General features: G+C 64.5%; 24 protein-coding genes. 16 read left to right on the top strand and 8 right to left on the bottom strand.

The window, feature by feature from the left end:
• Positions 1-33: 33 nt before the first annotated feature.
• Positions 34-1,689 carry a tetratricopeptide repeat protein gene (locus tag IPP68_08355; protein MBL0350372.1) on the bottom strand — a complete coding sequence of 552 codons (1,656 nt, stop codon included), beginning with the start codon at positions 1,687-1,689 and terminating at the stop codon, positions 34-36.
• 199 nt (positions 1,690-1,888) lie between these two features.
• Between IPP68_08355 and IPP68_08350 the strand changes: the two genes are divergently transcribed.
• Positions 1,889-3,694 carry a hypothetical protein gene (locus IPP68_08350; GenBank protein ID MBL0350371.1) on the top strand — a complete coding sequence of 602 codons (1,806 nt, stop codon included), beginning with the start codon at positions 1,889-1,891 and terminating at the stop codon, positions 3,692-3,694.
• On the opposite strand, the gene mtnA is transcribed toward IPP68_08350, so the two are convergent.
• The 4 genes from mtnA to IPP68_08330 are packed head-to-tail and all read right to left on the bottom strand — an operon-like array spanning position 3,676 to position 6,591.
• Positions 3,676-4,713 carry an S-methyl-5-thioribose-1-phosphate isomerase gene (mtnA, locus tag IPP68_08345; GenBank protein ID MBL0350370.1) on the bottom strand — a complete coding sequence of 346 codons (1,038 nt, stop codon included), beginning with the start codon at positions 4,711-4,713 and terminating at the stop codon, positions 3,676-3,678. The genes IPP68_08350 and mtnA overlap by 19 nt on opposite strands.
• A gap of 53 nt (positions 4,714-4,766) precedes the next feature.
• Positions 4,767-5,030: a YggU family protein gene (locus IPP68_08340; protein MBL0350369.1), complete on the bottom strand. Its 264-nt coding sequence runs from the start codon at positions 5,028-5,030 to the stop codon at positions 4,767-4,769.
• Complete coding sequence (locus IPP68_08335; GenBank protein MBL0350368.1) at positions 5,027-5,848, bottom strand: pyrroline-5-carboxylate reductase; 822 nt, start codon at positions 5,846-5,848, stop codon at positions 5,027-5,029. The genes IPP68_08340 and IPP68_08335 overlap by 4 nt, the downstream gene beginning before the upstream one ends.
• Before the next feature lie 26 nt (positions 5,849-5,874).
• Positions 5,875-6,591 (bottom strand): YggS family pyridoxal phosphate-dependent enzyme, encoded by a 717-nt coding sequence (locus tag IPP68_08330; GenBank protein MBL0350367.1) that lies wholly within the window; start codon positions 6,589-6,591, stop codon positions 5,875-5,877.
• Between the two features lie 351 nt (positions 6,592-6,942).
• Here IPP68_08330 and IPP68_08325 point away from each other — a divergent pair, with 351 nt between their 5' ends.
• The 9 genes from IPP68_08325 to maf are packed head-to-tail and all read left to right on the top strand — an operon-like array spanning position 6,943 to position 14,501.
• Positions 6,943-7,287 (top strand): OmpA family protein, encoded by a 345-nt coding sequence (locus tag IPP68_08325; GenBank protein MBL0350366.1) that lies wholly within the window; start codon positions 6,943-6,945, stop codon positions 7,285-7,287.
• Complete coding sequence (locus IPP68_08320; protein MBL0350365.1) at positions 7,284-8,138, top strand: tetratricopeptide repeat protein; 855 nt, start codon at positions 7,284-7,286, stop codon at positions 8,136-8,138. Before IPP68_08325 ends, IPP68_08320 begins: the two co-directional genes overlap by 4 nt.
• Positions 8,139-8,153: 15 nt before the next feature.
• Positions 8,154-9,407, top strand: coding sequence for a PD40 domain-containing protein (locus IPP68_08315; protein ID MBL0350364.1), 1,254 nt, complete (start codon positions 8,154-8,156; stop codon positions 9,405-9,407).
• A gap of 22 nt (positions 9,408-9,429) precedes the next feature.
• Positions 9,430-10,380 (top strand): ornithine carbamoyltransferase, encoded by a 951-nt coding sequence (gene argF / locus IPP68_08310; GenBank protein ID MBL0350363.1) that lies wholly within the window; start codon positions 9,430-9,432, stop codon positions 10,378-10,380.
• A complete protein-coding gene (locus IPP68_08305) occupies positions 10,377-10,910 on the top strand; it encodes a gamma carbonic anhydrase family protein (protein ID MBL0350362.1) in 534 nt (177 codons plus the stop codon). The genes argF and IPP68_08305 overlap by 4 nt, the downstream gene beginning before the upstream one ends.
• Positions 10,911-10,942: 32 nt before the next feature.
• Complete coding sequence (locus IPP68_08300) at positions 10,943-11,626, top strand: hypothetical protein (protein MBL0350361.1); 684 nt, start codon at positions 10,943-10,945, stop codon at positions 11,624-11,626.
• Positions 11,619-13,529: a GAF domain-containing protein gene (locus IPP68_08295; GenBank protein MBL0350360.1), complete on the top strand. Its 1,911-nt coding sequence runs from the start codon at positions 11,619-11,621 to the stop codon at positions 13,527-13,529. Before IPP68_08300 ends, IPP68_08295 begins: the two co-directional genes overlap by 8 nt.
• Positions 13,526-13,864: a divalent-cation tolerance protein CutA gene (locus IPP68_08290; GenBank protein MBL0350359.1), complete on the top strand. Its 339-nt coding sequence runs from the start codon at positions 13,526-13,528 to the stop codon at positions 13,862-13,864. Before IPP68_08295 ends, IPP68_08290 begins: the two co-directional genes overlap by 4 nt.
• Positions 13,854-14,501, top strand: coding sequence for a septum formation protein Maf (gene maf, locus IPP68_08285; GenBank protein MBL0350358.1), 648 nt, complete (start codon positions 13,854-13,856; stop codon positions 14,499-14,501). Before IPP68_08290 ends, maf begins: the two co-directional genes overlap by 11 nt.
• Here maf and IPP68_08280 read toward each other — a convergent pair whose 3' ends face one another.
• Genes IPP68_08280 through IPP68_08270 form a run of 3 tightly spaced genes read right to left on the bottom strand, consistent with a single transcriptional unit; the run spans position 14,502 to position 16,592 of the window.
• Positions 14,502-15,218, bottom strand: a complete 717-nt coding sequence (locus IPP68_08280) for a SurA N-terminal domain-containing protein (GenBank protein ID MBL0350357.1) — start codon at positions 15,216-15,218, stop codon at positions 14,502-14,504.
• A gap of 10 nt (positions 15,219-15,228) precedes the next feature.
• Positions 15,229-15,624, bottom strand: coding sequence for a polymer-forming cytoskeletal protein (locus tag IPP68_08275; protein MBL0350356.1), 396 nt, complete (start codon positions 15,622-15,624; stop codon positions 15,229-15,231).
• Positions 15,624-16,592, bottom strand: coding sequence for a M23 family metallopeptidase (locus IPP68_08270; protein ID MBL0350355.1), 969 nt, complete (start codon positions 16,590-16,592; stop codon positions 15,624-15,626). Before IPP68_08270 ends, IPP68_08275 begins: the two co-directional genes overlap by 1 nt.
• Positions 16,593-16,756: 164 nt before the next feature.
• Here IPP68_08270 and IPP68_08265 point away from each other — a divergent pair, with 164 nt between their 5' ends.
• The 6 genes from IPP68_08265 to IPP68_08240 all read left to right on the top strand — a co-directional run bounded on the left by IPP68_08265 (position 16,757) and on the right by IPP68_08240 (position 20,343).
• Complete coding sequence (locus IPP68_08265) at positions 16,757-17,878, top strand: hypothetical protein (protein MBL0350354.1); 1,122 nt, start codon at positions 16,757-16,759, stop codon at positions 17,876-17,878.
• A gap of 54 nt (positions 17,879-17,932) precedes the next feature.
• Positions 17,933-18,361 (top strand): prepilin-type N-terminal cleavage/methylation domain-containing protein, encoded by a 429-nt coding sequence (locus IPP68_08260; protein ID MBL0350353.1) that lies wholly within the window; start codon positions 17,933-17,935, stop codon positions 18,359-18,361.
• 186 nt (positions 18,362-18,547) lie between these two features.
• Positions 18,548-19,030 (top strand): 30S ribosomal protein S6, encoded by a 483-nt coding sequence (gene rpsF / locus IPP68_08255; protein ID MBL0350352.1) that lies wholly within the window; start codon positions 18,548-18,550, stop codon positions 19,028-19,030.
• On the top strand, positions 18,996-19,442 hold the full coding sequence (locus tag IPP68_08250) for a single-stranded DNA-binding protein (GenBank protein MBL0350351.1): 447 nt from the start codon (positions 18,996-18,998) through the stop codon (positions 19,440-19,442). Before rpsF ends, IPP68_08250 begins: the two co-directional genes overlap by 35 nt.
• 21 nt (positions 19,443-19,463) lie before the next feature.
• Positions 19,464-19,889, top strand: a complete 426-nt coding sequence (locus IPP68_08245) for a 30S ribosomal protein S18 (protein ID MBL0350350.1) — start codon at positions 19,464-19,466, stop codon at positions 19,887-19,889.
• Position 19,890: 1 nt separating this feature from the next.
• Positions 19,891-20,343 (top strand): 50S ribosomal protein L9, encoded by a 453-nt coding sequence (locus IPP68_08240; protein MBL0350349.1) that lies wholly within the window; start codon positions 19,891-19,893, stop codon positions 20,341-20,343.
• The last annotated feature ends 2 nt before the right edge of the window (positions 20,344-20,345 follow it).

Below are 20,345 nucleotides of genomic sequence, written 5' to 3'. Positions count from 1 at the left end.
AGCTGATCGGCGACGGGAGCGAAACCGCCGGCCTTAGGACGCGGGAAGCTCGGCCAGCCAGCGGCGAACGGATTCCTGTTGCGGGTCCAGGTCCAGCGCCCGGCGAAAAGCCGCGGCGGCCCCGGGCAAATCCCCGGCCAAGCGCCGGGCCAGGCCCAATTTGATCCAGGCCGACGTCCAGTCCGGGCGCAGGCGCGCCGCTTCGGCGAAATCCAGGGCGGCCTCGGCGAACCGCCGCCGGTTCATGAACGCCTGCCCCCGATTGACCCGGGCTTCGGCCATGGCCGGATTCAACGCCAGGGCGCGACTGAAATCCGTCCCGGCGTCTTCCGGCCGGCCGAGGGCAAGCAAGGCTCGGCCCCGGTTGTTGTAGGTGTCGGGCACCTCGGGATGGAGGCGAATGGAAGCGGTCAGAAATGGCAGGGCGTCGGCGGGACGATCTCGTTCCAAGAGGGTCGTTCCCAGATTGTAGTTGCCGAGGTAAGACCAGGGATAGATTTCCAGCTCCCGTCGCCAAAGGCTTTCCGAATCGCGCCAGCACGGGATATACGCCCGAGTGGTTGTGGCCAAGCCTCCGAGCAAGGCGATGGCGGCCAGGACCAAGATCGTGGAGAGTGCCCGGGGCGCCCGGAAGACCCATCGGGCCCCCAGGCCCCCGGCCAATACGGCCCAGCCCAGGCAGGATAAATACGTATACCGATCGGCGGCCCATTGGGGTCCCCTATGCAAGAGGCCGGCGATGGGGGCGAGAAGAGCCAGATACACGATCCCGGCGACAAAAAAGCCCGGCGCCCGCGCCCGCGCCCAAAAAATCAGCGCCATCAAAGCGATTCCCCCCAAAGCGTACCCGCCCGCCGGAAAGGAAAACACGTTCATATCCCAGGCGAATTCATGGACCGGGGCCAAGGAGTTTGGCCAGAAAGTCTTCAGCAGGTAGAAGGGGAGACAGGCCAAGGATTGCGTGAGCCGGGCGTCCCACCCGTAGGTGTCAGCGGAAGGGCGGCCCCCGGTCGCCAGGGCCAGAAGGGCTCCGGCCCCGGCCAAGGCGAAGTGGGGAATTTTTTCACGAACAAGAGCGGGAAGAGAACGGCGGTCCGTCCACCGTTGAAGGGGGAAATAGTCCAACGCCAATAAAATCAAGGGCCCGCCCAGGGCAATGGGTTTGCTCAGGAGCGAAAAAAGATAAGACCCCAACGACAAGGTTCGAAGACCCCGCGCCCGTTTTCCGGCCCGGGGATCGGCCGCGTGAACATAGAGAAGAAGGGAGAGCAAAAAGAAAAATCCGCCCAGCACATCCTTTCGTTCCGTGATCCAGGCCACGGATTCCACTCGGAGCGGGTGGATGGAAAAGAGGAGTGCGGCCAAGGCGGCGGCCACCGCCCCGCGGGGCGAGGGGGGGACGGATTCCGGGTCGTGTCGGAACAAAGCCAAGGACAGAGAGAAAAAAAGGACCGCGTTGACGGCGTGCAGAACCCAGTTGGTCAGATGGAAACCGAAAGGGACGAGACCCCAAAGGGCTTTGTCCAGGCCGAAGCTCATCCAGGTGAGCGGCATGTAGAGTCCGGAATAATAGGTGGTCCACGCCCATCGGAGGGCCCCAACACCCCCCGCCAGAAACGGCTCGTTGAGGAGGAGGTTGTGGTTGTCGTCCCAGTTAAGGAAACCCAGGCCCAGGACCGGGAAATGCACCGCCGCGGTCGCTAAAAAGACCGTGGTCCCCAGGAAAACGGACCAACGGGAATAGAGGGGGAGCTTGACAATCGTGGCGACGACTCCTTGGGATGAAATGCTAAATTGGCTCGGAAACGTCGTGGAGGAACTCGACCCCGCCGTTCATCGTGAACGCTTCCTGGAGCGTTGTGGCCGATGTCCGGCCAAAGGAGATGTCATGCGTTTGGCCCGAGAAGGGGCTCGGACGGTATCGGCGGTTCGCGCCGGAGCCCATTATTTCGTCGCGCTGGGCGCGTTGGTTTTGTTGACGGCGTTCCTCCACCGGGACGTCCTCGCCGCGCCGAGCCGGTTTCTTCTGGGGGGCGACATGGTGGGCCCCGTTTACCTTTGGCTTTCCTGGTGGTGGGACCACGCCTTTCGCACCGGGTCCCCCTTGTTCTTCACCCGAATGTTGATGTACCCCGACGGTCTGCCGGTGTTGACGGTGTCGCCCCTGTGCGAGGCCGCCGGGGTGCTGTTAAGCCGCGGTGGAACCCTCGTGGCCGGGACCAACGCGGTGATGATGGGTTTGTTCGTCCTCAATGGCGCCGCCGCCTATTTCTTGATTTACCATATGACCCGCCATCCGGCGGCGTCGTTTTTCGGCGCTTTTGTTTTCGCGTTCAGCGATTATACCATCGCCCAGCACGCTTTCGGCCAAATAGGGGCCGCGTCGCTTTTCGCCGGTCCGTTGTTCGCCGCCGCGGTTCTCCGCTTCCGGGAGCGGGCGTCGGCGGGACGAGCGATCGGCGTGGTGCTGGGGTGGGGCCTTCTGGGACTCACGGGTCCCTACGCCACGTACACGATGGGGGTGTTGTTCCTTCTGGGGTTGACCGTTTTTGAAGGGGCGCGTGCCCCGGAATTTTTCCGGGGCCGGCCCGTCGGCGCGCCGTGGATCGTTCTTCTCGGCGGTCTGCTGCTTGTGAGCCTCGCCGAGGGATGTCTCTACGCCCCGCTCGTGGCCCATTACGGGCGGTGGAAAGGCGGCGACACACGGCTCAGCATGATCCTGGCGTCGGTGATCGACATGCCTTCCTGGCATCCGAGCGCCTGGGTTCAATTTTTGCGCCCGCTGGGCGGCGTTCCCCATTCGGCCGAGGAAAATACGGCGTTCTTGGGATGGGAAGTCCTCGCGCTCCTCGGGATGGGCGCCGCGGGAATCCGCTTTCGACGAGACGCCCGCTTTCGGTTGTGGGGATTCCTATTTTTGTGGGCCGGTGTGCTGAGCCTGGGCGCTCACTTGAAAATCCGATCCTCCGCCCCCTCTCCCTTTCCCCTCCCGGGCGCTTTTCTCGAAAGGCTTCCCCTCGCTTCGCAATTCCGTGCGGTGTCCCGGACATGGGCCTTGGCGCTCCTGGCGTCGTCGGTCCTGGCGTCGCTGGTTTTGGCGGAGCTCCTAAAAAACCGGTCCCGGTGGTGGGGGGCCGCGGTGGTGGGGGGTCTCTTGGTTTTTCGATTTTGGGAGTTCGATTTGGGGGCCTTGGGCGGATGGAAGGCCCCCGCCGCGGTTCCTTCGGTTTACGAAACCCTCCGCGCCGATCCGGGGGATTTCGCCTTGCTGGAACTCCCCCAGGCTCTTTCGCCGGCCACCCCCGAAACCCCCGTGATCGGGTACACCTATATGCGCTACCAGACCCGGCACGGCCATCCCTTGGTGCTGGGAAGTCCTCCCCGCTACACGGAAGCCTCTCTCCGTTTTACGGAGGAGACCCCCTTGGTGTATGAATTAACCCACCCCGGCGTTATTTCTTCGTTGCGGGAGAGTCCCTGGTTGGCCTCCCGTTTGAAGAGCCTGCGCCGGGATGGCCAGGGGATTTTCACTCGATGGAAAATTAAATACGCCATTTTTCACCCGGGTTTGCCGGGGTTTTCAGCGGCCGCGGCCCGGGACACCCGATGGTTGCTGGAATATGTTTTCGGTCAACCGGCGCGGGTCGATGAAGACGGAAACCGGCTGTACCGGATTTATGACGAGAATTTTTGAAGGCGGCGAAGTCCCGCCCGATTGGGTGGTCGAAGGACCCCCCGGTCGGTGACCAGCGCGGTTACGAGATCCGCCGGGGTGACATCGAACCCCGGGTGGCGGGCCCGCGCGCCCCGGGGGGCGATGGGAATTCCACGGAAGAAGGTGACTTCGGCCACGGACCGTTCCTCGATGGGAATGTCCCGGCCGGTGGCGGTGTTCGGGTCGATGGTGGAAAAGGGCGCGGCCACGTAGAAAGGGACCCCGTGATGCCGGGCCAACACGGCCAGGGGGTAGGTGCCGATTTTGTTGGCGGTGTCGCCGTTGGCGGCGATGCGGTCGGCGCCGACCACCACGGCGTCCACCCGCTCGGTTTTCAGGATGTGGCCCGCCATGTTGTCGGTCAAAATTTCGTAGGGGATGCCTTCCCGGTCGAGCTCCCAGGCCGTGAGGCGCGCCCCTTGGAGGTAGGGCCGTGTTTCATCGACGTAAACTTTTTTTATTTTGCCGGCGGCGTGGGCGGACCGGATCACGCCCAGCGCCGTGCCGTGGCCCGCGGTGGCCAGCGCGCCGGCGTTGCAGTGGGTGAGGACGACGGCGCCCCGGGGCAGGAGCCCGGCGCCCGCGGCGCCGATGCGCCGGCAGCCGGCCAAATCTTCCGCGTGGATGGCCCGGGCCTCCCGTTCGAGGCGCGCGGGGAGCCGGGCGTCCGGGGCGGTTCGCCACAAGCGGGCCATGCGTTCCAGGGCCCAGAATAAATTAACAGCGGTGGGGCGCGTGGCGGCCAGAAGGGCGCGCGCCTTTTCAAGATGGCGGACCAAGTCGCCGGGGCGGCGGAAGACGCGCTCCCGGGCGGCCAAGGCCAGGCCGAAGGCGGCGGCGTTGCCGATGGCGGGAGCGCCCCGGACGGACATGTCGCGGATGGCGCGGGCCACGTCCGCGGCGGTGCGGCAGGCGAAGAAACGCCGACGGCCGGGCAGATCCCGTTGTTCCAGGATCCACAGGCGCCGGCCGGACCAGCGGTAGGGGGACAGGGGCATGAAACGGCGCGGCCCCGCCCCCGCGCACGGCGGGGACGAGGAAGGCCCGCGGCTTAGGGAATGGTCTCCATCACTTCTTCGAGCTCTTCTTCCGCCCGGCCGGAAATCTCCACGGTTTTTTCTTTGCCGTTTTGGCCGCGAACGATCTTGACCCCGCGGTTTTTGACCTCGAAGAACTCGGCGAGGAAGGTGGTCAGCTCGTTGTTGGCTTTGCCGTCGATGGCCGGGGCGGCCACTTTGACGCGGACGGTGGAACCGATGCGCCCGACCACTTCGCTGCGTACCGCGTTGGGTATCACTCGGACACGAATGATCATGGGTTGCTCTCCTTTGGGGCCTGGGGTCCGCGGGCCGACGACGACAATTCGCTCGATCGCCGTCGGGCCGCGTCCAGGGCCTTCTCGAAAATGGGTTTGACGCCCGCCGCCTCGAGCACCTCCAGGGCGGCCTGGGTGGTGCCGCCGGGGCTCGTGACTTTCCGGCGCAGTTCGCCCGGGGCCTCCGACGATTCCGCCAGGAGGCGTCCCGCCCCGTACACCGTCTGCCGGGCCAGGGCCTCGGCCAGCGGGGCCGCCAGGCCCAGGGCCGCGCCGGCGGCGGCCATCGCTTCGGCCAGATAAAAAACGTAGGCGGGGCCGGAGCCCGACAGGGCCGTCACCGCGTCCATGTCTTTCTCGTCCACCTTCCAAAGGGGACCGACGGCCGACAAAATTTTTCGCGCCCGGGTTTCGTGGGCGGCCCGGGCGGACCGGCCCAGGCAATAGACCATGGCGCCCGCCCGAATCAAGGCCGGGGTGTTGGGCATGGCCCGCACCACGGGCACCGCGCCGAGGGCGTTTTCGATGGCCGCGGTGGTCACGCCGGCCGCCACCGAAACCACCACCTGGGACGGCCGGACGGCGCCGGCCAAGGCGCCCAAAAGATCGTTCATTTGCTGGGGCTTGACCGCCAAAACCACGGCGTCGGCCCCTTGAACGGCGGCCCGCGGATCTTCGGTGGTTCCCACGCCCCACTTCTTCTTCAATTCCCGGCGGCGAGCGGCGTCGATTTCAACCACGACGATGTCGGCGGCGCGGCGGCTTCGGGCGGCCAAAAGACCGCCCACGAGGGCCCCGCCCATGTTGCCCCCGCCCATCACGGCGAGGCGCGGGCCGCGGGCGCTCACTCGGGCCGGGGGCCGAAGAGCGCCGTGCCCACGCGGATCATCGTGCTGCCTTCTTCAATGGCCACCTCAAAATCCTGGGACATGCCCATGGAAAGAATGGGTCGCCCTCCGAGGAAATGACTTTGGAGCCGCTCAAACAGCGCGTTCAATCTTCGAAAGGATGGGCGGGCGGATTCGGGGGTTTCGCCCAGGGGCGCCACGCCCATCAAGCCCTCAATGCGCAAAAAGGACAGTCGCGCGGCCTCTTCCAGAAACCGGTCGATCTCCCCGGGGGGAAGACCCTGTTTGGCGGGTTCGTCCGAGATCTTGACTTCCACCAGGCAGGACACGGGTTGAGCCCGGCGTTCGCCTTCCTGATTCAAAAGCCGCGCGAGTTTCAGGCTGTCCACCGATTGCACGCAATCAAAAAGTTCCACCGCCCGGCGGGTTTTGTTGGACTGCAAATGGCCGATCAGGTGCCACCGGACTTCGGGCCCGCCCAAATCCGCCAGGGCGGTTCGTTTGCCGGCCGCTTCCTGGACCCGGCTCTCGCCCAATTGCCGGTAGCCCAACCGGACGGCCTCGGCGGCCCTTTCGGGGGGTTGATTCTTGGTCACGGCCACAAGGTCGATGTCCTCCGGGCGCCGGCCGGCACGGCGGGCGGCGCTTCGGAGGCGTTCCTGAACACGCTCGTGGGCGGTCGACAACGAAAAAAGGTCCACCGGGGAGAACATGGTTTGAGACGTAAAGAATAGCAGATTTTGAACCCGGCCGCAACGCGCTTGCCAGACGGCGCGGGAATATGATTAACTAACCTTGCCCCCACAATTTTGCCATTCACGAAATAAGGAGTCCTTTATATGCGAAATTCCGCTTTTTCTCTTTTCCGGTTGTCGCCTTGGCTGGCGGCCGGAATCCTTCTGACCGGATGCCCCAAGGCCAAGGGCCCCGAACCGGAAACGCCGGCCCCCGAAGCGGCCGTTCCCGTCGCCCCCGAGGCCGCCGCCCCGGCCGTTCCGACCCTTTCGGTGGGAACCGATTGGGCCGCCGCTCCCGGTTTCCTGGACGCCGTCTATTTTGAAGGCATGCGGGCCGAGTTGTCCGATAACGCCCGGGCGTCTCTCAAAAAGAACGCCGCCGTTTTGAAGACGGTCCTTAAAGCGTCCCCCGGGGTTAAAATCCGCGTCGAAGGCCATTGCGACGAGCGGGGAACCTTGGAATACAATCTGGCCCTCGGCCAAAGCCGGGCCAACGCCCTGCAGAATTATTACGCCTCCCTGGGCATTCCCCGGGCCCTCTTGAGCGGCATCTCCTACGGCGAAGAACGGCCCGTCTGCACCCAGTCGGACGAAGATTGCTGGCGCCAAAACCGCCGGGGCGAAACGACCCTCCGGGCCCCCGCCGCCGTCCAGATTCCCCTGCCGAAATGACGACGCATCACGGTCGTTTTGCGGCGCTTCTTTTCGCTTTTCTGCCGTTGGGGGGCTGCTTGGCCACCCGGCAGGAAATGGAGGATCTGCGGGCCGACATCATTCGACTTCAGTCCGCCTTGAACGCCCAGCAAAGCGCCCAGGGGGAATTCCAGACCGCGTTGAAGGAAAACCAGGATGCCCTTCAGGGCAACCAGGCCGATGTGCTCGCCAAAATGGGCGACTTGAACCGCAACCTGGACGTGGTCTCGGCCCATCTGGAGGAAAGCGACGACCGCATGGCCTCCCTGGCCAATCGCTTGGACGATCTGGACAAAAACATCACCAACCGCCTGGACACGGTGGTGAAAACCCTGCAAGGCGTCAAATCCCTTCCCGCCCCGTCGCCCTCGCGTCTCTTCACCGCCGCCCAGAGCGACTACGACCATCGCCGCTACGACCAGGCGCTCACCACCTTCCAAACCTACTTGGACCAATACGGGGACACCGAGCGCGCGCCTTTGGCCCAGTACATGATCGGCGAAATCCACCTCGCCCAAAACGATCTTCCGGACGCTCTGGCGGCCTACGACGCGGTGCTGGCGGACCACGCCAAGAGCCCCTACGTGGCCGCGGCCCTGGTCCGCAAAGGCCAGGTTTTGGAAACCCAGGGTCAGACGGCCGACGCCATCGACGTGTATGAATCGGTGACGAAGACGTACCCCCACCGCAAGGAATCCCAAACGGCGCGTCAACGATTGGCCGCTCTGCGCAGCGAAGAACCCAAGAAAACCCCGGCCAAGCCCAAGCCCGCGGCGAAACCCAAGCCCGCGCCCAAGGCGGCCCCCGCCGCGGCCCCCAAGGCGCCCTAAGGCGTTTCTCTCCCCATGAAGCGTTGGGCCCTCCTGTTCCTTTTCGCGTTGCCCGTCGGCGGTCGAGCCGCCGACTCCCTCTACCTGGAACTTTCCAGCCGGGGCGAAAAAACGGACTTGGGACTCATGGACGTCACCGCCGAGCCGGGCTCCCCGGCCGCGGGCAAGGATTTTTCCGACACCCTGAAACGGGACCTGGAATTCACCGGACTTTTCACTTTAATTGAAGGCGGCCCCGTCGGCGAAGGGTCGACCGTGAATTTGGAAGGTTGGTCGCGCCTGGGCGCCGAGGTCGTGGCGGGCGGCCGGCTCACGGGCGGCGGCTTCGGTCGCCCGACCTTCGAAGGAACGCTTCGGGACGTCGGCACCGGAAAAACGCTTCTGGCCAAATCCCTGCCCCAGGACGAGGACGGCCGTCGCACCGCCCACCGGTGGGCGGACGAAATCATCAAATATTTCACCGGCCAAGCCGGCGTCGCTTCCACCCGCATCGTTTTCGCCAACGACGCCACCGGCAAGAAGGAAATCTGCGCGGTCGATTACGACGGTTCCCATTTTGAACGCCTGACCAACGACCGCTCCATCGCCCTGTTCCCCAAATTTTCGCCGGACGGCGAATGGATCGTTTTCACCTCCTACAAAAACGGCGGGCCCGAAATCCACGTCATGCGGTCCAACGGCAAGGACCGCCGCGTGGTGTGCCGCTACGACGGGCTGAACAGCGCGGCCGCCTGGACCCCGGACGGGAAATCCCTGATCGCCACCCTGTCCCTGGGCCGGGAGCCCAATTTGCACCAAGTGGACTTGGAGGGCCGGGTGATCAAGACCCTCACGAACTCCTCCGCCGCGGACACGGCGCCCACGCTCTCCCCCGACGGGCTGCGCCTGGCTTTCACCTCGGACCGCCCGGGGCCGCCCCAGATTTACGCCATGGACACCAGCGGCGCGAACCTCCAGCGCCTGACCACCGAGGGGCAGTGCGATTCCCCCGGGTGGTCGCCCCTGGGCCACCTGCTGGCCTTCACCATGAGCCTGAAAGGCAACTACGACATTTACACCCTGGAGGTCGCCACCGGGCGTTCCACCCGGCTGACGTTCGGGGAAGGCAACAACGAAAACGCGGCCTGGTCGCCCAACGGCCGGCACCTGGTGTTCACCAGTTCCCGCCGTGGACGGCCCGAGCTCTGGGTGATGAACGCCGACGGGTCCAACCCCCGGCGATTGAGCAACATTCCGGGCCGTTCCTTTTCCCCCGACTGGGGCCGCTGACGATCTCAAGAAGGATTTTTCCATGACCAACCTCAAACACGATTTACTTTCCATGGCCGAACTTTCCGCCCGGGACATCGACGGGCTGTTGACCGAGGCCCGACGCCTCAAGGCCCGGCGTCGCCCCGACCGGCGACTCGCCGGGAAAACCCTGGGCATGATTTTTGAGAAACCGTCGACGCGCACCTCCGTGTCTTTCGCGGTCGCCATGGTGGAATTGGGCGGCCACGCCCTGACGCTGGACGCGCGCAATTTGCAAATCGGCCGGGGGGAAACCATGGCCGACACGGCCCGCACCCTGTCCCGCTATCTGTCCGGTCTCCTGATGCGGGCCAACCGCCACGTCGACGTGGAAGAATTGGCGCGCCACGCCGACATCCCGGTCATCAACGGCCTGACCGACAAAGAGCACCCCTGCCAGGTGCTGGCGGACCTTCAAACGGCCCTGGAAGCCTTCCGGCTCAAAAAGACCGGCGATCTGCGTCGACTCCGGTTCGCCTACGTGGGCGACGGCAACAACATGACCCATTCCTGGATGCTCGCGGCCGGCGTTCTGGGCCTCCAATTTGTCGCGGCGACGCCCGCCGGTTACGCCCCCGACGCCGCGGTGCAGCAAAAGGCGGCCGAATTGTCCCGCGCCTCCGGCGGGTCGGTGGACCTGACCCGGGATCCCGCCGCCGCGGTTCGCGGCGCCGACGTGGTCTACACCGACGTGTGGACCTCCATGGGGCAGGAAACCGAGGCCGAAAAAAGGCGTACGGTCTTCCGCCCCTATCAAATCAACGATCAACTGCTTTCCCTGGCCGCTCCGCGAGCCGTGGTGATGCATTGCCTGCCCGCGCATCGCGGCGAGGAAATCACGGCCGCCGTTTTGGAAGGACCCCGGTCCGTGGTCTTCGACCAGGCGGAGAACCGGTTGCACGTGCAAAAAGCCGTCTTGCTTCACTGTCTGGGCGGCGGACGGGCCCGGTGATCCGCGCCCTGGGTCTCGACACGCCCGTCGTTCACCCCACCGCCTACGTGGATCCGGCGGCCACCGTGATCGGCCGGGTGCGCATCGGTCCCCACGCCTCCGTTTGGCCGGGCGCTGTGCTCCGGGGCGACATCGAGCCCATCGTCCTGGGCGAAAGCACGAACGTCCAAGACAACGCGGTGATTCACACCGACCACGGCGTCCCGACCGTTTTGGGAAACGGCATCACCGTCGGCCACGGGGCGATCCTGCACTCCTGCACCGTCGAAGACGACGCGTTGATCGGCATGGGCGCGATCGTCCTGGGCCGGGCCGTCGTTCAAAAAGGCGCCCTGGTGGGCGCCGGGGCCCTGGTCCCGCCGGGGGCCCACGTGGACGCGGGCCGCTTGGCCCTCGGATCCCCCGCGCGCACGGTCCGCAAGCTCACCGACGGCGAGGCCCGGGAAATTCGCGAAAACGCCCGCCGGTACGTCGCTTTGGCCGAACGTTACGCCCGGTCCCCCCGACGACGCCCCGCCCGAAAAAAATAATTCCCGCCACGCCCGCCTGGGCGATCGGCCGTTTGCTCGCGCGTTACGGCCCCCAGGGCTGGTGGCCGGTGGCGCCGGCCCCGGGCCGGCCCGCGCGCTACGATCCCCGCTGGACCCAAAAACCCCTGACGCCGACTCAGCAATACGAAGTCGCCGTCGGCGCGGTCCTCACCCAAAACACCGCCTGGACCAACGTGGAGAAAGCCCTCGACGCCCTCCGGCGGGCCCGGGCGCTCCGGCCCGAACGATGGCTCGCGGTTCGTCCCGTCCGGCTTGAGGAATGGATTCGCCCCTCGGGCTTTTTCCGTCAAAAAACGAAGGCCCTGCGCGGGCTGGCCGCCCATCTGCGGGACCGTTGGAGCGGCCGCCTCGACCGTTTGTTGGCGCGTCCAATGCCCGAGGCCCGATCCGCGCTCTTGGCCTTGAACGGGTTCGGCCCGGAAACCGCCGATTCCATTTTGCTTTACGCCGGGCGCCATCCGGTTTTTGTGGTGGACGCCTACACCCGCCGTGTGGCACACCGCCTTCGACTTTTTCGCTACAATAACACCGACATGATCCAAGCCTATTTTTACCGCCAACTCCCCCGGCGCGTTCCGTTCTGCCGCGAGGCCCACGCCCTCTTTGTGGCCCACGCCAAGGCCCACTGCCGGGCCGTTCCCCGTTGCGGCGACTGCCCGCTCCGCGTCCGATGTCCCGAGGCGCCCCGTGGCTAAGGGCGCTCGGGACGTTTATTTCGACACCGTCAAAGCCCTCGAACGCCGGGCCGCGGCCTTGGAGCACATCGCCCTTTTTGCCCGGTCCTCGGCCAAACTCGAATCGGTGCTTTCGGAGATTTTGGAGAGCGTCATGGAGTTGGTCGGGGCCGACGCGGGCACCGTTTTCCTGGCGAACCCCGCCACCGGACAGTTTGATTTCGCCGCGGCCCGCTGGGTTTCTCTCTCTCCCGCGGAATCGGCCGATCGCGAAAAAGCCTTGAAAGCCTCGCCCGTCAAGTTGAACGAGGGCGTTGTGGGGCAGGTGTTTCAAAACCGGGAACCGGTGACGGTTCCCGACGTGACCAAGAGCGCCGTGTTCCGCAAAGACGTGGCCGACGCGGCCCGCTACGAAATACGAAATCTCCTGGCCGTGCCCCTCCAATTGGACGAAACACCCCTCGGCGTCCTGGAACTCTTCAACAAAACTCCCAAAGGCGTGTTCGCCTCCAGCGATTTGGAATTGGCCGTGTCGTTGGCCCACTTGACGGCCCTGGTGATTGATCTTCACCGTCAACGGGCGGCGGTGGCGAAAAGCGTTCCCGCCCCGGCGCCGAAGGCGGTCGAACCCGAGGCGCCCAAGCCCAATCCGGCCGCGGCGGCCGAACTTCAAGAAGCCCGGCGGGCGGTCCGGGACGCCCAGGCCCAACTGGACGAAACCCGCAAACTGCTGGACGCGGCCCTCCAGGTGCAGGATCAAAACACGCGCCGCGTGAAGGACCTGGGCGACGAGAACGAACGCCTGAAAGCCATGGCCGAGGCGGCCACGCCGCCGCAGCAAATGACCCGGCTCCTCAAATCCGTCGAGCCCTTCGCCTTCACCTTGTCGGCGGACCGGGTGCTGAAGAATTTCATGGAGTTGGCGGCCCGTCTGGTGAACGCCCAGGCGGTGCAGGTGTTCTTGTGGGACGCTCGGACGGAGCGGTTGGCCCTGGCCGCCTCCACCGCGGTGGCGGCCGGCAAAGGCGTTTCCCTGGCTTTCAAGAAGGGCGAAGGGATCGCCGGCGCCGTGGCCGAAAGTTTGGAAATTCTTCGCGTCACGGACGTCACCAAGGAAGACCGTTTTTCGAAAACCATTGACGAGGCCCCGGGAATTCTGACCCGAACGCTCTTGGTCGCCCCTTTGGCCGCTCAAGGCCGACTGTTGGGCGTCATTGAATTGATAAATAAAAGGAACAGCGGTTCGTTTTTGGAGGAGGACGTGGTCGGCCTGGGCGGTTTGGCTCTCATGGGGTCCGCCGCTCTGGAAAAAACCCTCCTGCATCGGGATTTGTTGGACGCCCACCGGTCCGTGCTGGGACTGGTCGCCGATTTGATCGAAACCCGGACGGCCCTGGACCAAGGCCGACACGAGCGGATCCGCGCCCTTTCCCACGTTCTCGCCGAAACCTTGGGTTTTCGGGAACAGGAATTGCGGGAACTGGAATGGGCGGCCTTGCTTTTTAACATCGGCTTGGCCACTTTGCCGGCGGAGCTGATCACGAAAAAAGCCGATCTCACGGCGGCGGAACGGGACGCCCTGTCCAAAGTATCCCGGGTGAGCGCGGCGGTCCTCAACCCCGTTCCGGCCCTGTCCGAGGCGGCGCGCCTGGTGAAGCACGTGACCGAACGGTGGGACGGCTTGGGCGATCCGGACCGATTGTCCGCGGGGGAGATACCCTACGGATCCCGGGTACTGGCCGTGGTGGATGCTTTTGACGCCCTGACCAACGGCGGTGGGGGCCGAAAAGTGCTGCCGCCCGACGTCGCCTTGAAGGAACTCGAGAGCGGCGCCGGCAAATTATTCGATCCCGCCTGCGTGGAATCCTTCGCCCGGCTTTACAAATCGGGCCGCCTCAAGAACGCGCTCAACCGCCCGAAGTGAAAACGGTTGTCCTCTTGGTGTCGGCGCCGAACGCCCGCACCGCCCGCCGCCTGGCCGAGGCGCTGGTCGAAGAACGGCTGGCGGCCTGCGTAACCGATGTTCCCGGGGCCGTTTCCGTTTACCGTTGGAAGGGAAAAGTGGAACGGACGTCGGAACATTTGCTTTTAATCAAAACCCGTCGGCCCCGCCTAACGGATCTGGTCCGGCGAATTAAAACCCTTCACCCCGACGACGTGCCCGAAATCCTGGCCCTGCCGGTGGTCGGGGGAAATTCGGATTATCTGGATTGGCTTCGAACTTCCACCGCGTCCCCGCCCCGTTCCCGTGCCCGTTAACCCCCGCGGTTCCCGCCGCAGGGCCCCCCGCTCCCCGACGCTTCCCGGCCGCGTTCCGCTCGTTTTAGCGTCCGCGTCGCCCCGGCGCCGCCGACTTTTGTCGGCGGGTCCCTGGAAAATTCGGGTGCGCCCCAGCGGAGCGGTGGAGCCTCCGCGGCGGCGCGGGGAACGGGCGGACCGTTACGTCCGGCGGCTGGCTCTGTTGAAGGCCCGGGCGGTGGCCCGGGAAATTCCCGAAGGCTTGGTTTTGGGGGCCGACACGGTGGTGGTGTTTCGGGGAAAAATATTCGGAAAGCCGGCCTCCCCCGGCCACGCGCGCCGGATGTTGGAGGCGCTCTCGGGACGCTGGCATCGTGTCTACACCGGATTGGCGCTGGTGGCGCGGCCGGGACGGCGCGCCTGGCAGGGGGTGTGGCGGACGGAGGTTAAAGTGCGGCGGCTCGACCGGGCCGCCATCGCCCGACACTCCCACCGCCATTTGGACAAAGCGGGGGCCTACGCGGCCCAGGCCCGGGGGAATCCCTTTGTGGAGAAACACCGGGGGCCCTTCGATAACGTGGTGGGACTGCCGATGGCGGGGGTGCGGGAGCTGCTGGGGAAAGCGCGCGCGGCGGGCCGCCGGCCCGCAAAGCGGTAATTATCCGACGGGGGATTTTCCTTCGAGTTTGTCGATTTGAACGCGGACTTTCATTTGGGGGCTGACCGCGTTGTACCACTCCTGAAGGGAGGCCTGAATTTGCCGGCCGCGCCATTGTTGGCGGAGGGCGTCCGGGTTCTCCAAAATCTTTTTGCGGTCTTCGGGTTTGGCCTCGGCCAGGGCTTGGCGAATCGCCCGGTCGAACTCCCGGGGCGTGATCTTGACGCCCGAAGCCATCAGAAATTGGGTTTTCTGAATCCGCACCTGGCGGCGCTGCTCGTCCTCGAAGTCGGGAATCGACAGACGCATTTGGGCCAACACCTGCTGGTAGCGCGACGGGTCGAAGCGCCCCTGGGTTTGAAATTCCGGTACGGATTGAATCATCTGGGCCAATTCCTGGTCGGTGACCACCACCCCGTAACGGTCCGCCTCATCCAAGAAAATCGATTCCTGAACCAGCGCCTGCACCATTTCCCGCTTCAGCATATCCCGTTGCTGGTCCGTGGGCGAACCGCCCTGGGCTCGCTGTTGTTCCAAGGCCCGCTCGTAAATGGCTTGGAAGCGTTTATAGGGGATTTTGCGCTGGCCCACGACGACCGCCGCGTCCAGGGGGGAACCGGTGAGAAAATAGCCACCGAAGCCCGCGAAGGAGCCCAGAATGAGCACCCCGGCGATCAATAAATAGATTTGTTTTTGTCTTTTATGGAACCACTTCACGGGAGGGGCGTTAGGAGGCGGAGGCTTTTTCGAGGAGCCGGTCGATGTCGACGGCCCCGACTTTGTCGGCGGCCATGACGCATTGCCCTTCGAAAACGGCCCCGTCGGCGATGGACAACTGGGCGGTGCGGATGTCGCCGCGGATCTGGCCTTTGGGCTGAAGCTCGAGGGCGGCGGCGGCGGTCACGTTGCCCGTCACTTTGCCGCCCACAAAAACCATTTTGGCGGTGATGTCGCCGGTGACGACGGCTTTTTCGCCGATGATCACGCCCTCCGCCGACACGCTGCCATCCACTTCCCCGTCCACGCGCACGTAGCCTTTGGAGCGGACGTTGCCCTGAAATCGGGTGTCCGGACCAATGACGGTCTCCATCTTGGCGGGGTCGATGTCTTTTTTGCCGAACATCAGGAGCTCGGTCGTTTGAGGAATTTTCCGGGATTCACGGCCCGGCCATTATACCAAACTTCGTAATGGCAATGGGGTCCGGTGGCGTTGCCCGTTTCGCCCATCAAAGCAACGATCTGTCCTCGGCGGACCCGCTCGCCGGCTTGGACCAGGAGTTGTCGGTTGTGCCCGTAGCGGGTGGAATAGCCGAAACCGTGGTCGATGACCACGACTTTCCCGTAACCGCCGGCCCAGCGGGCCAGCTTCACCACGCCGTCGGCCGTGACGCGGACGGGCGAACCGGCCGGGCCCGCGATGTCCATGCCCTTGTGGTTTTCTTCAAAGCCGTGGGTGGGGGAAAGTCGGGGACCGAAGTGCGACGTCAAGTAGCCGTTGGTGGGCCAAATGTTGGGGGTCGACCGGAAAAGAGCCCGTTCCTCGGTGATGCGCTGGCTCAGGGATTGAACGCTGGCCAAGCGCACTTCGGCCTCGGCCCGCAAGTCCTGGATTTCCTTGGAGATTTCCTCAAAGCTCATGTCCCGGGTTTTGCCTTCCAAAAGGCTCTGGAGGGCCTGGGCGTCGGCGAGGCTCGGGCCCCCCGTTCCTTGGTTCGAGGCGCCTTCCAGGGGTTGGGGGCTGTTTTCGGCTTGAATGATGGCGTCCCGGCTGCCGAGGCCAATCAAGGTGCGGAGCTCCCCTTCCAGCTGTTTCACCTCGTCCAGCATGGCCCGGGACTGGGTCAATTGGCCGCTGAAATAGTCGACTTTGAGACGGAGGAAATGGGCGTTGGCCTTGGCCCGCCAATAATCGAATTGCTGGGAAGCCAAAAAGCCGGCCCAGCTCGTCAATCCTGTCCAAAGGGTGAATAAAAACACCATGAACGGAACGGAAAAGGAGATTTGTCGCGGTCGGGCGATCCCGTGGGGGACCACCATGATGGTCAGGCGGCGGCCGAATTCCTTCCGCCATCGGCGCCAAAGGCGGTACATCGTAAACCTCCACAGGGGGTTGGCAAGTTGTTTCACATTCTTATGTAACAGAAATGCCCATTTCTGTCAAGGTTAAATAAAAACGGGTTTGTTTCGGCAAAATAGGTCTTGAAAGCGGCTTGTTCGCCCCTTACACTTACTTCCGTAGCAACGGGAGGACCATTTTGAACCGGAAAGCCGATCCCCCGCGCCTGTTGAACGCCCAGCGGACCGACGTCCGCCTTCGGGCCACGCTTCTGGCGCGCCTTCAAACCATTCAGCTCTTGACCTTGGCGGAGCCCGAAATCGCGGACCTCATTCGCCAGGTGGAGAACGACCCCCTGTTCTCCCGGCTGGTCTACCCCCAGGAAATCGCCTGGAAAATCGTTCGATTTCAACCCCATCCCCGCACGCGGCTGTCGCCGTCTTTTTACGAGGCGAAGGAAGACGCACTCCCCGCCGGCGCTCCGGCCGAGGCCGTCCAGCTTTTGGGCGATCGGCGGGACGTGCTGGCCCTGATTCAGCGGATGGGTCAGGAGAATTTTGAAAAGCATTTCCTCCGGGCGGAATCGGACGCTCCTTTGGACGCCGTGGCCCGGACGGTGGGACTGGCTCCGGCGGAGGCCCAGAAAGTGCGGGATTTCCTCCTGGCTTATTCCGTCCAGGCCGAATTTTTCGACCCCTCCGCTCGGTCTCAGCCCCTGGGCCAACGCATCGTTCGGGTCGCCCAATTGGGGGTGGATGAAAAGGAGGAGCCGGTTTTCGAGTTCCGTTCGCCTGTTTTGGCTCGGGGGCGGTACGACATTCAATACGAGCGGTTGCAGACTCTTTTACGGACCTCGCGACTGACTCCCCAGGAACGGCGCCATCTGAAGGCCTTCGTGCGGCGGCTGGAATTGATCAATTGGCGGCAGAACACGCTGTATCGGATTTTGGATTTCGTCTGCCACACCCAGCGGCATTTCCTGGCGCACCGCGACGCCCTGAAGAAAATCCCCATCACCCAGCGGCAGTTGGCCAAAAAATTGGCCGTGGCCCCCTCCACCATCAATCGAGCCATCCAGGGCCGGAGCCTGGTGCTTCCCTGGGGGGAGGAAGTCTTGCTGGAGGAAATGTTTTGTTCCCGCAAATCCCTGTGCGTGGAAGCCCTCGGAAGCCTGGAGGCGGAAGACCAGCAATTCGACCATCGCACCGACCAGGAGCTTCAGGAGCGGCTTCAGGCGCGCCTGGGTTTCCCGGTTCCCCGACGAACCCTGAACAGCTACCGGCGGGTGCTCGAATCCGACCACGACGCCCACGCCGCTTGACGCCCCGAAATCCCCATTGATTTTTGTATCCAAAGCGGTTATTCTTTTGCGGTCATGACACGCCGTTCGTCTCCCGCCGGATTCACTCTCATCGAATTGATGATTGTTGTGGCCGTCTTGGCCATTCTGGCCGCGATCGCGGTTCCGAAGTTCGCCGGTTTGATCAACAAATCCCGGGAGGCCCAGACGAAATACGGTCTCGGCTCCGTCCGCTCCTCCCTAAGCCTGTATTACGCGGACAACCAATTTTTCCCGTCGGCCGGAGGGTTTGCCGCCGCTGTTTTGGGCCGCTACATCGATAAAATTCCGGCCGTTCTCATCCCTCCGCCCGGGGACCATCCGCGCTCCGAGACCGTGGGAGACTACACGGGCACCATCAACGACACCGGCGGCTGGTTGTACGACATCACCGGGACGGCCGGGCGGATTTTAATCGATTGTTCCCACCAAGACCAACAAGGCCGCACCTGGAGCGCCTGGTAGGCCTTTTGAAGCCCGGCGCCCCGCGTCCCTTGCCTTCCAACGGCCAAATAGTGTAAAATAACCACACTTTGGTTCCGGTCGGTCGTTGAGCCCGGAGCCCGACTCCTGCAGGGAATTTGACCGCATCGCGGTCGCCTGCGGTCCCCGCGCTCGCGGGGCAAGGGAGAGCCCACAAAGGAGGCTGAATTGCTACTGTACGAAACCGTGTTCGTTGTGCCCGCCGATCTCTCGCCCCAAAAAACGGACGAGTATGTCGAAAAAATCAAAAACATGATCACCGCCAAAGGCGGGGAAGTGGTCCTCGTGGATAAATGGGGCCGCCGCCGTCTGTCCTACCCGATCCGCCGCCACCGGGAAGGGTTCTACACCTTTCTCCAATTCAAGGCGCCCTCGGCCTTTATCGCCGAGCTCAACCAGTTCTTCCGCGTGTCGGAAGAAGTCATCCGTCAAGTGATTTGCAAAGCGCTGAAGGGCAAACCGGCTTCGCCGACCATGTCGTTGCCGCCGGTGGCCCCGGGCTCCCACGGTTTCGGCGGCCACAGCTCCCACGGCCCCCGTCCCCACGGCGCCCCGGCGATGACCGCCGCGCCCGCCGTCCCGGCCGCGGCCGCGCCCACGCCCACGGAGGAATCCCATGGCCAACCCGCTCCGGCTGCTCCAGCTCAATAACGTCACCCTGGTCGGCCGTCTGACCCGGGACCCCGAGCTCCGCTTCACCACCTCGGGCGCCCCCGTCTGCCGTTTCGACCTGGCCGTCAACCGCCGCTACAAAGACAAGGCGGGAGAATGGAAGGACGACACGTCCTTCGTTCCCGTCGTCGTCTGGCGCGAAGCCGGCCAACGTTGCGGGGAAAAACTTAAGAAGGGCAGCCCCGTGTTCGTGGAAGGACGCCTCAAGAGCAAGTCCTGGGAAACCAAGGACGGCCAGAAGCGCTCCGGACTCGAAGTGGACGCCTTGCGCGTGCAGTTTTTGGAGAAAGCCGAAGGGGCCCCGACCACCGACGAAGAACCGTCGGCCCCCGACGCGGAGAGCGGCGCCGAAGCACCGGCCGCCGCGGGCGCTGAAGAAGTGCCCTTTTAAGAACCCTTTAGGAGAACGAAAATGACCGAATCCCTGCCCCCCACGACCCCCGCGGCCCCCACGGCCGGCGCGGGCGATAAAGCCCCGGTTTCGACCGGTCCCAAACCCCTGGGCGCCCCCATGGGCGCGCGTCCCGGTGGACGTCCCTCTTTCGGCGGCCCCCGTTCCGGCCCCGGCGGTCCCCGCTCGGGTCCCGGCGGCCGTCCCACCGGTCCCGGCGGCCGCGGCCGCCGTCCGCCCCCGCGCCGCAAGGTGTGCCGCTTCTGTGCGGAGAAGATCTCCGAAGTCGACTACAAAGCCATTCCCATTCTCCGGGGCTTTTTGACCGCCCGGGGCAAAATCCTTTCGGGACGCACCACGGGCAACTGCGCCGGCCATCAGCGTCAATTGACGCAGGCCATCAAGCGCGCCCAGACCCTGGCGCTCCTGCCCTACACGGGGGAATAACATGAAAACGAAAGTCATTCTCCAAAAAGACATTCCCAACCTGGGCATCGCCGGCGACGCGAAAGACGTCGCTCCCGGCTACGCCCGGAACTACCTGATTCCGCGGAAGCTCGCGGTGCCTTCCACCCCCCGGGCCCGGGAATACTGGGAAACCCAGAAGGAAAAAGTGGAAGCCGATCGCGAGTCGAAGCTGACTGCGTCCCAGGAACGGGCCAAGCAGATCCAGGACGTGGTCCTGACCCTGAGCTCCCGCGCCGGCCAAGACGGGAAGCTCTACGGCTCCATCACCACGGGCGACGTGGCCCGGGCCTTCGCCGAAAAGGGCGTGACCTTGGACCGCCGTTGGATCGAGCTCAAAGACCAGATCCGCACCACGGGCGAATTTCAGGGCGCCGTGCGCCTGCACCCGCAGGTTCGCGCGACCTTCAAGATCCAGGTCCAGCCCCAGGCGTAAGT

This window comes from Elusimicrobiota bacterium (genome assembly GCA_016722575.1).
Taxonomy (GTDB): domain Bacteria; phylum Elusimicrobiota; class Elusimicrobia; order FEN-1173; family FEN-1173; genus JADKIY01.
This window is presented reverse-complemented; position numbering and strand designations above follow the sequence as displayed.

Excerpts from the sequence above, each read along its gene's own strand:
- IPP68_08330 (MBL0350367.1), bottom strand. The coding sequence starts at position 6,591 with ATGTTCTCCCCGGTGGACCTTTTTTCGTTGTCGACCGCCCACGAGCGT.
- IPP68_08240 (MBL0350349.1), top strand. The coding sequence starts at position 19,891 with ATGAAAACGAAAGTCATTCTCCAAAAAGACATTCCCAACCTGGGCATC.
- IPP68_08325 (MBL0350366.1), top strand. The coding sequence starts at position 6,943 with ATGCGGGCCGAGTTGTCCGATAACGCCCGGGCGTCTCTCAAAAAGAAC.
- IPP68_08250 (MBL0350351.1), top strand. The coding sequence starts at position 18,996 with ATGGCCAACCCGCTCCGGCTGCTCCAGCTCAATAACGTCACCCTGGTC.
- IPP68_08260 (MBL0350353.1), top strand. The coding sequence starts at position 17,933 with ATGACACGCCGTTCGTCTCCCGCCGGATTCACTCTCATCGAATTGATG.
- IPP68_08315 (MBL0350364.1), top strand. The coding sequence starts at position 8,154 with ATGAAGCGTTGGGCCCTCCTGTTCCTTTTCGCGTTGCCCGTCGGCGGT.
- IPP68_08270 (MBL0350355.1), bottom strand. The coding sequence starts at position 16,592 with ATGTACCGCCTTTGGCGCCGATGGCGGAAGGAATTCGGCCGCCGCCTG.
- IPP68_08340 (MBL0350369.1), bottom strand. The coding sequence starts at position 5,030 with ATGATCATTCGTGTCCGAGTGATACCCAACGCGGTACGCAGCGAAGTG.
- IPP68_08275 (MBL0350356.1), bottom strand. The coding sequence starts at position 15,624 with ATGTTCGGCAAAAAAGACATCGACCCCGCCAAGATGGAGACCGTCATT.
- IPP68_08320 (MBL0350365.1), top strand. The coding sequence starts at position 7,284 with ATGACGACGCATCACGGTCGTTTTGCGGCGCTTCTTTTCGCTTTTCTG.
- IPP68_08335 (MBL0350368.1), bottom strand. The coding sequence starts at position 5,848 with ATGGGCGGGGGCAACATGGGCGGGGCCCTCGTGGGCGGTCTTTTGGCC.
- argF (MBL0350363.1), top strand. The coding sequence starts at position 9,430 with ATGACCAACCTCAAACACGATTTACTTTCCATGGCCGAACTTTCCGCC.
- mtnA (MBL0350370.1), bottom strand. The coding sequence starts at position 4,713 with ATGCCCCTGTCCCCCTACCGCTGGTCCGGCCGGCGCCTGTGGATCCTG.
- IPP68_08350 (MBL0350371.1), top strand. The coding sequence starts at position 1,889 with ATGCGTTTGGCCCGAGAAGGGGCTCGGACGGTATCGGCGGTTCGCGCC.
- IPP68_08245 (MBL0350350.1), top strand. The coding sequence starts at position 19,464 with ATGACCGAATCCCTGCCCCCCACGACCCCCGCGGCCCCCACGGCCGGC.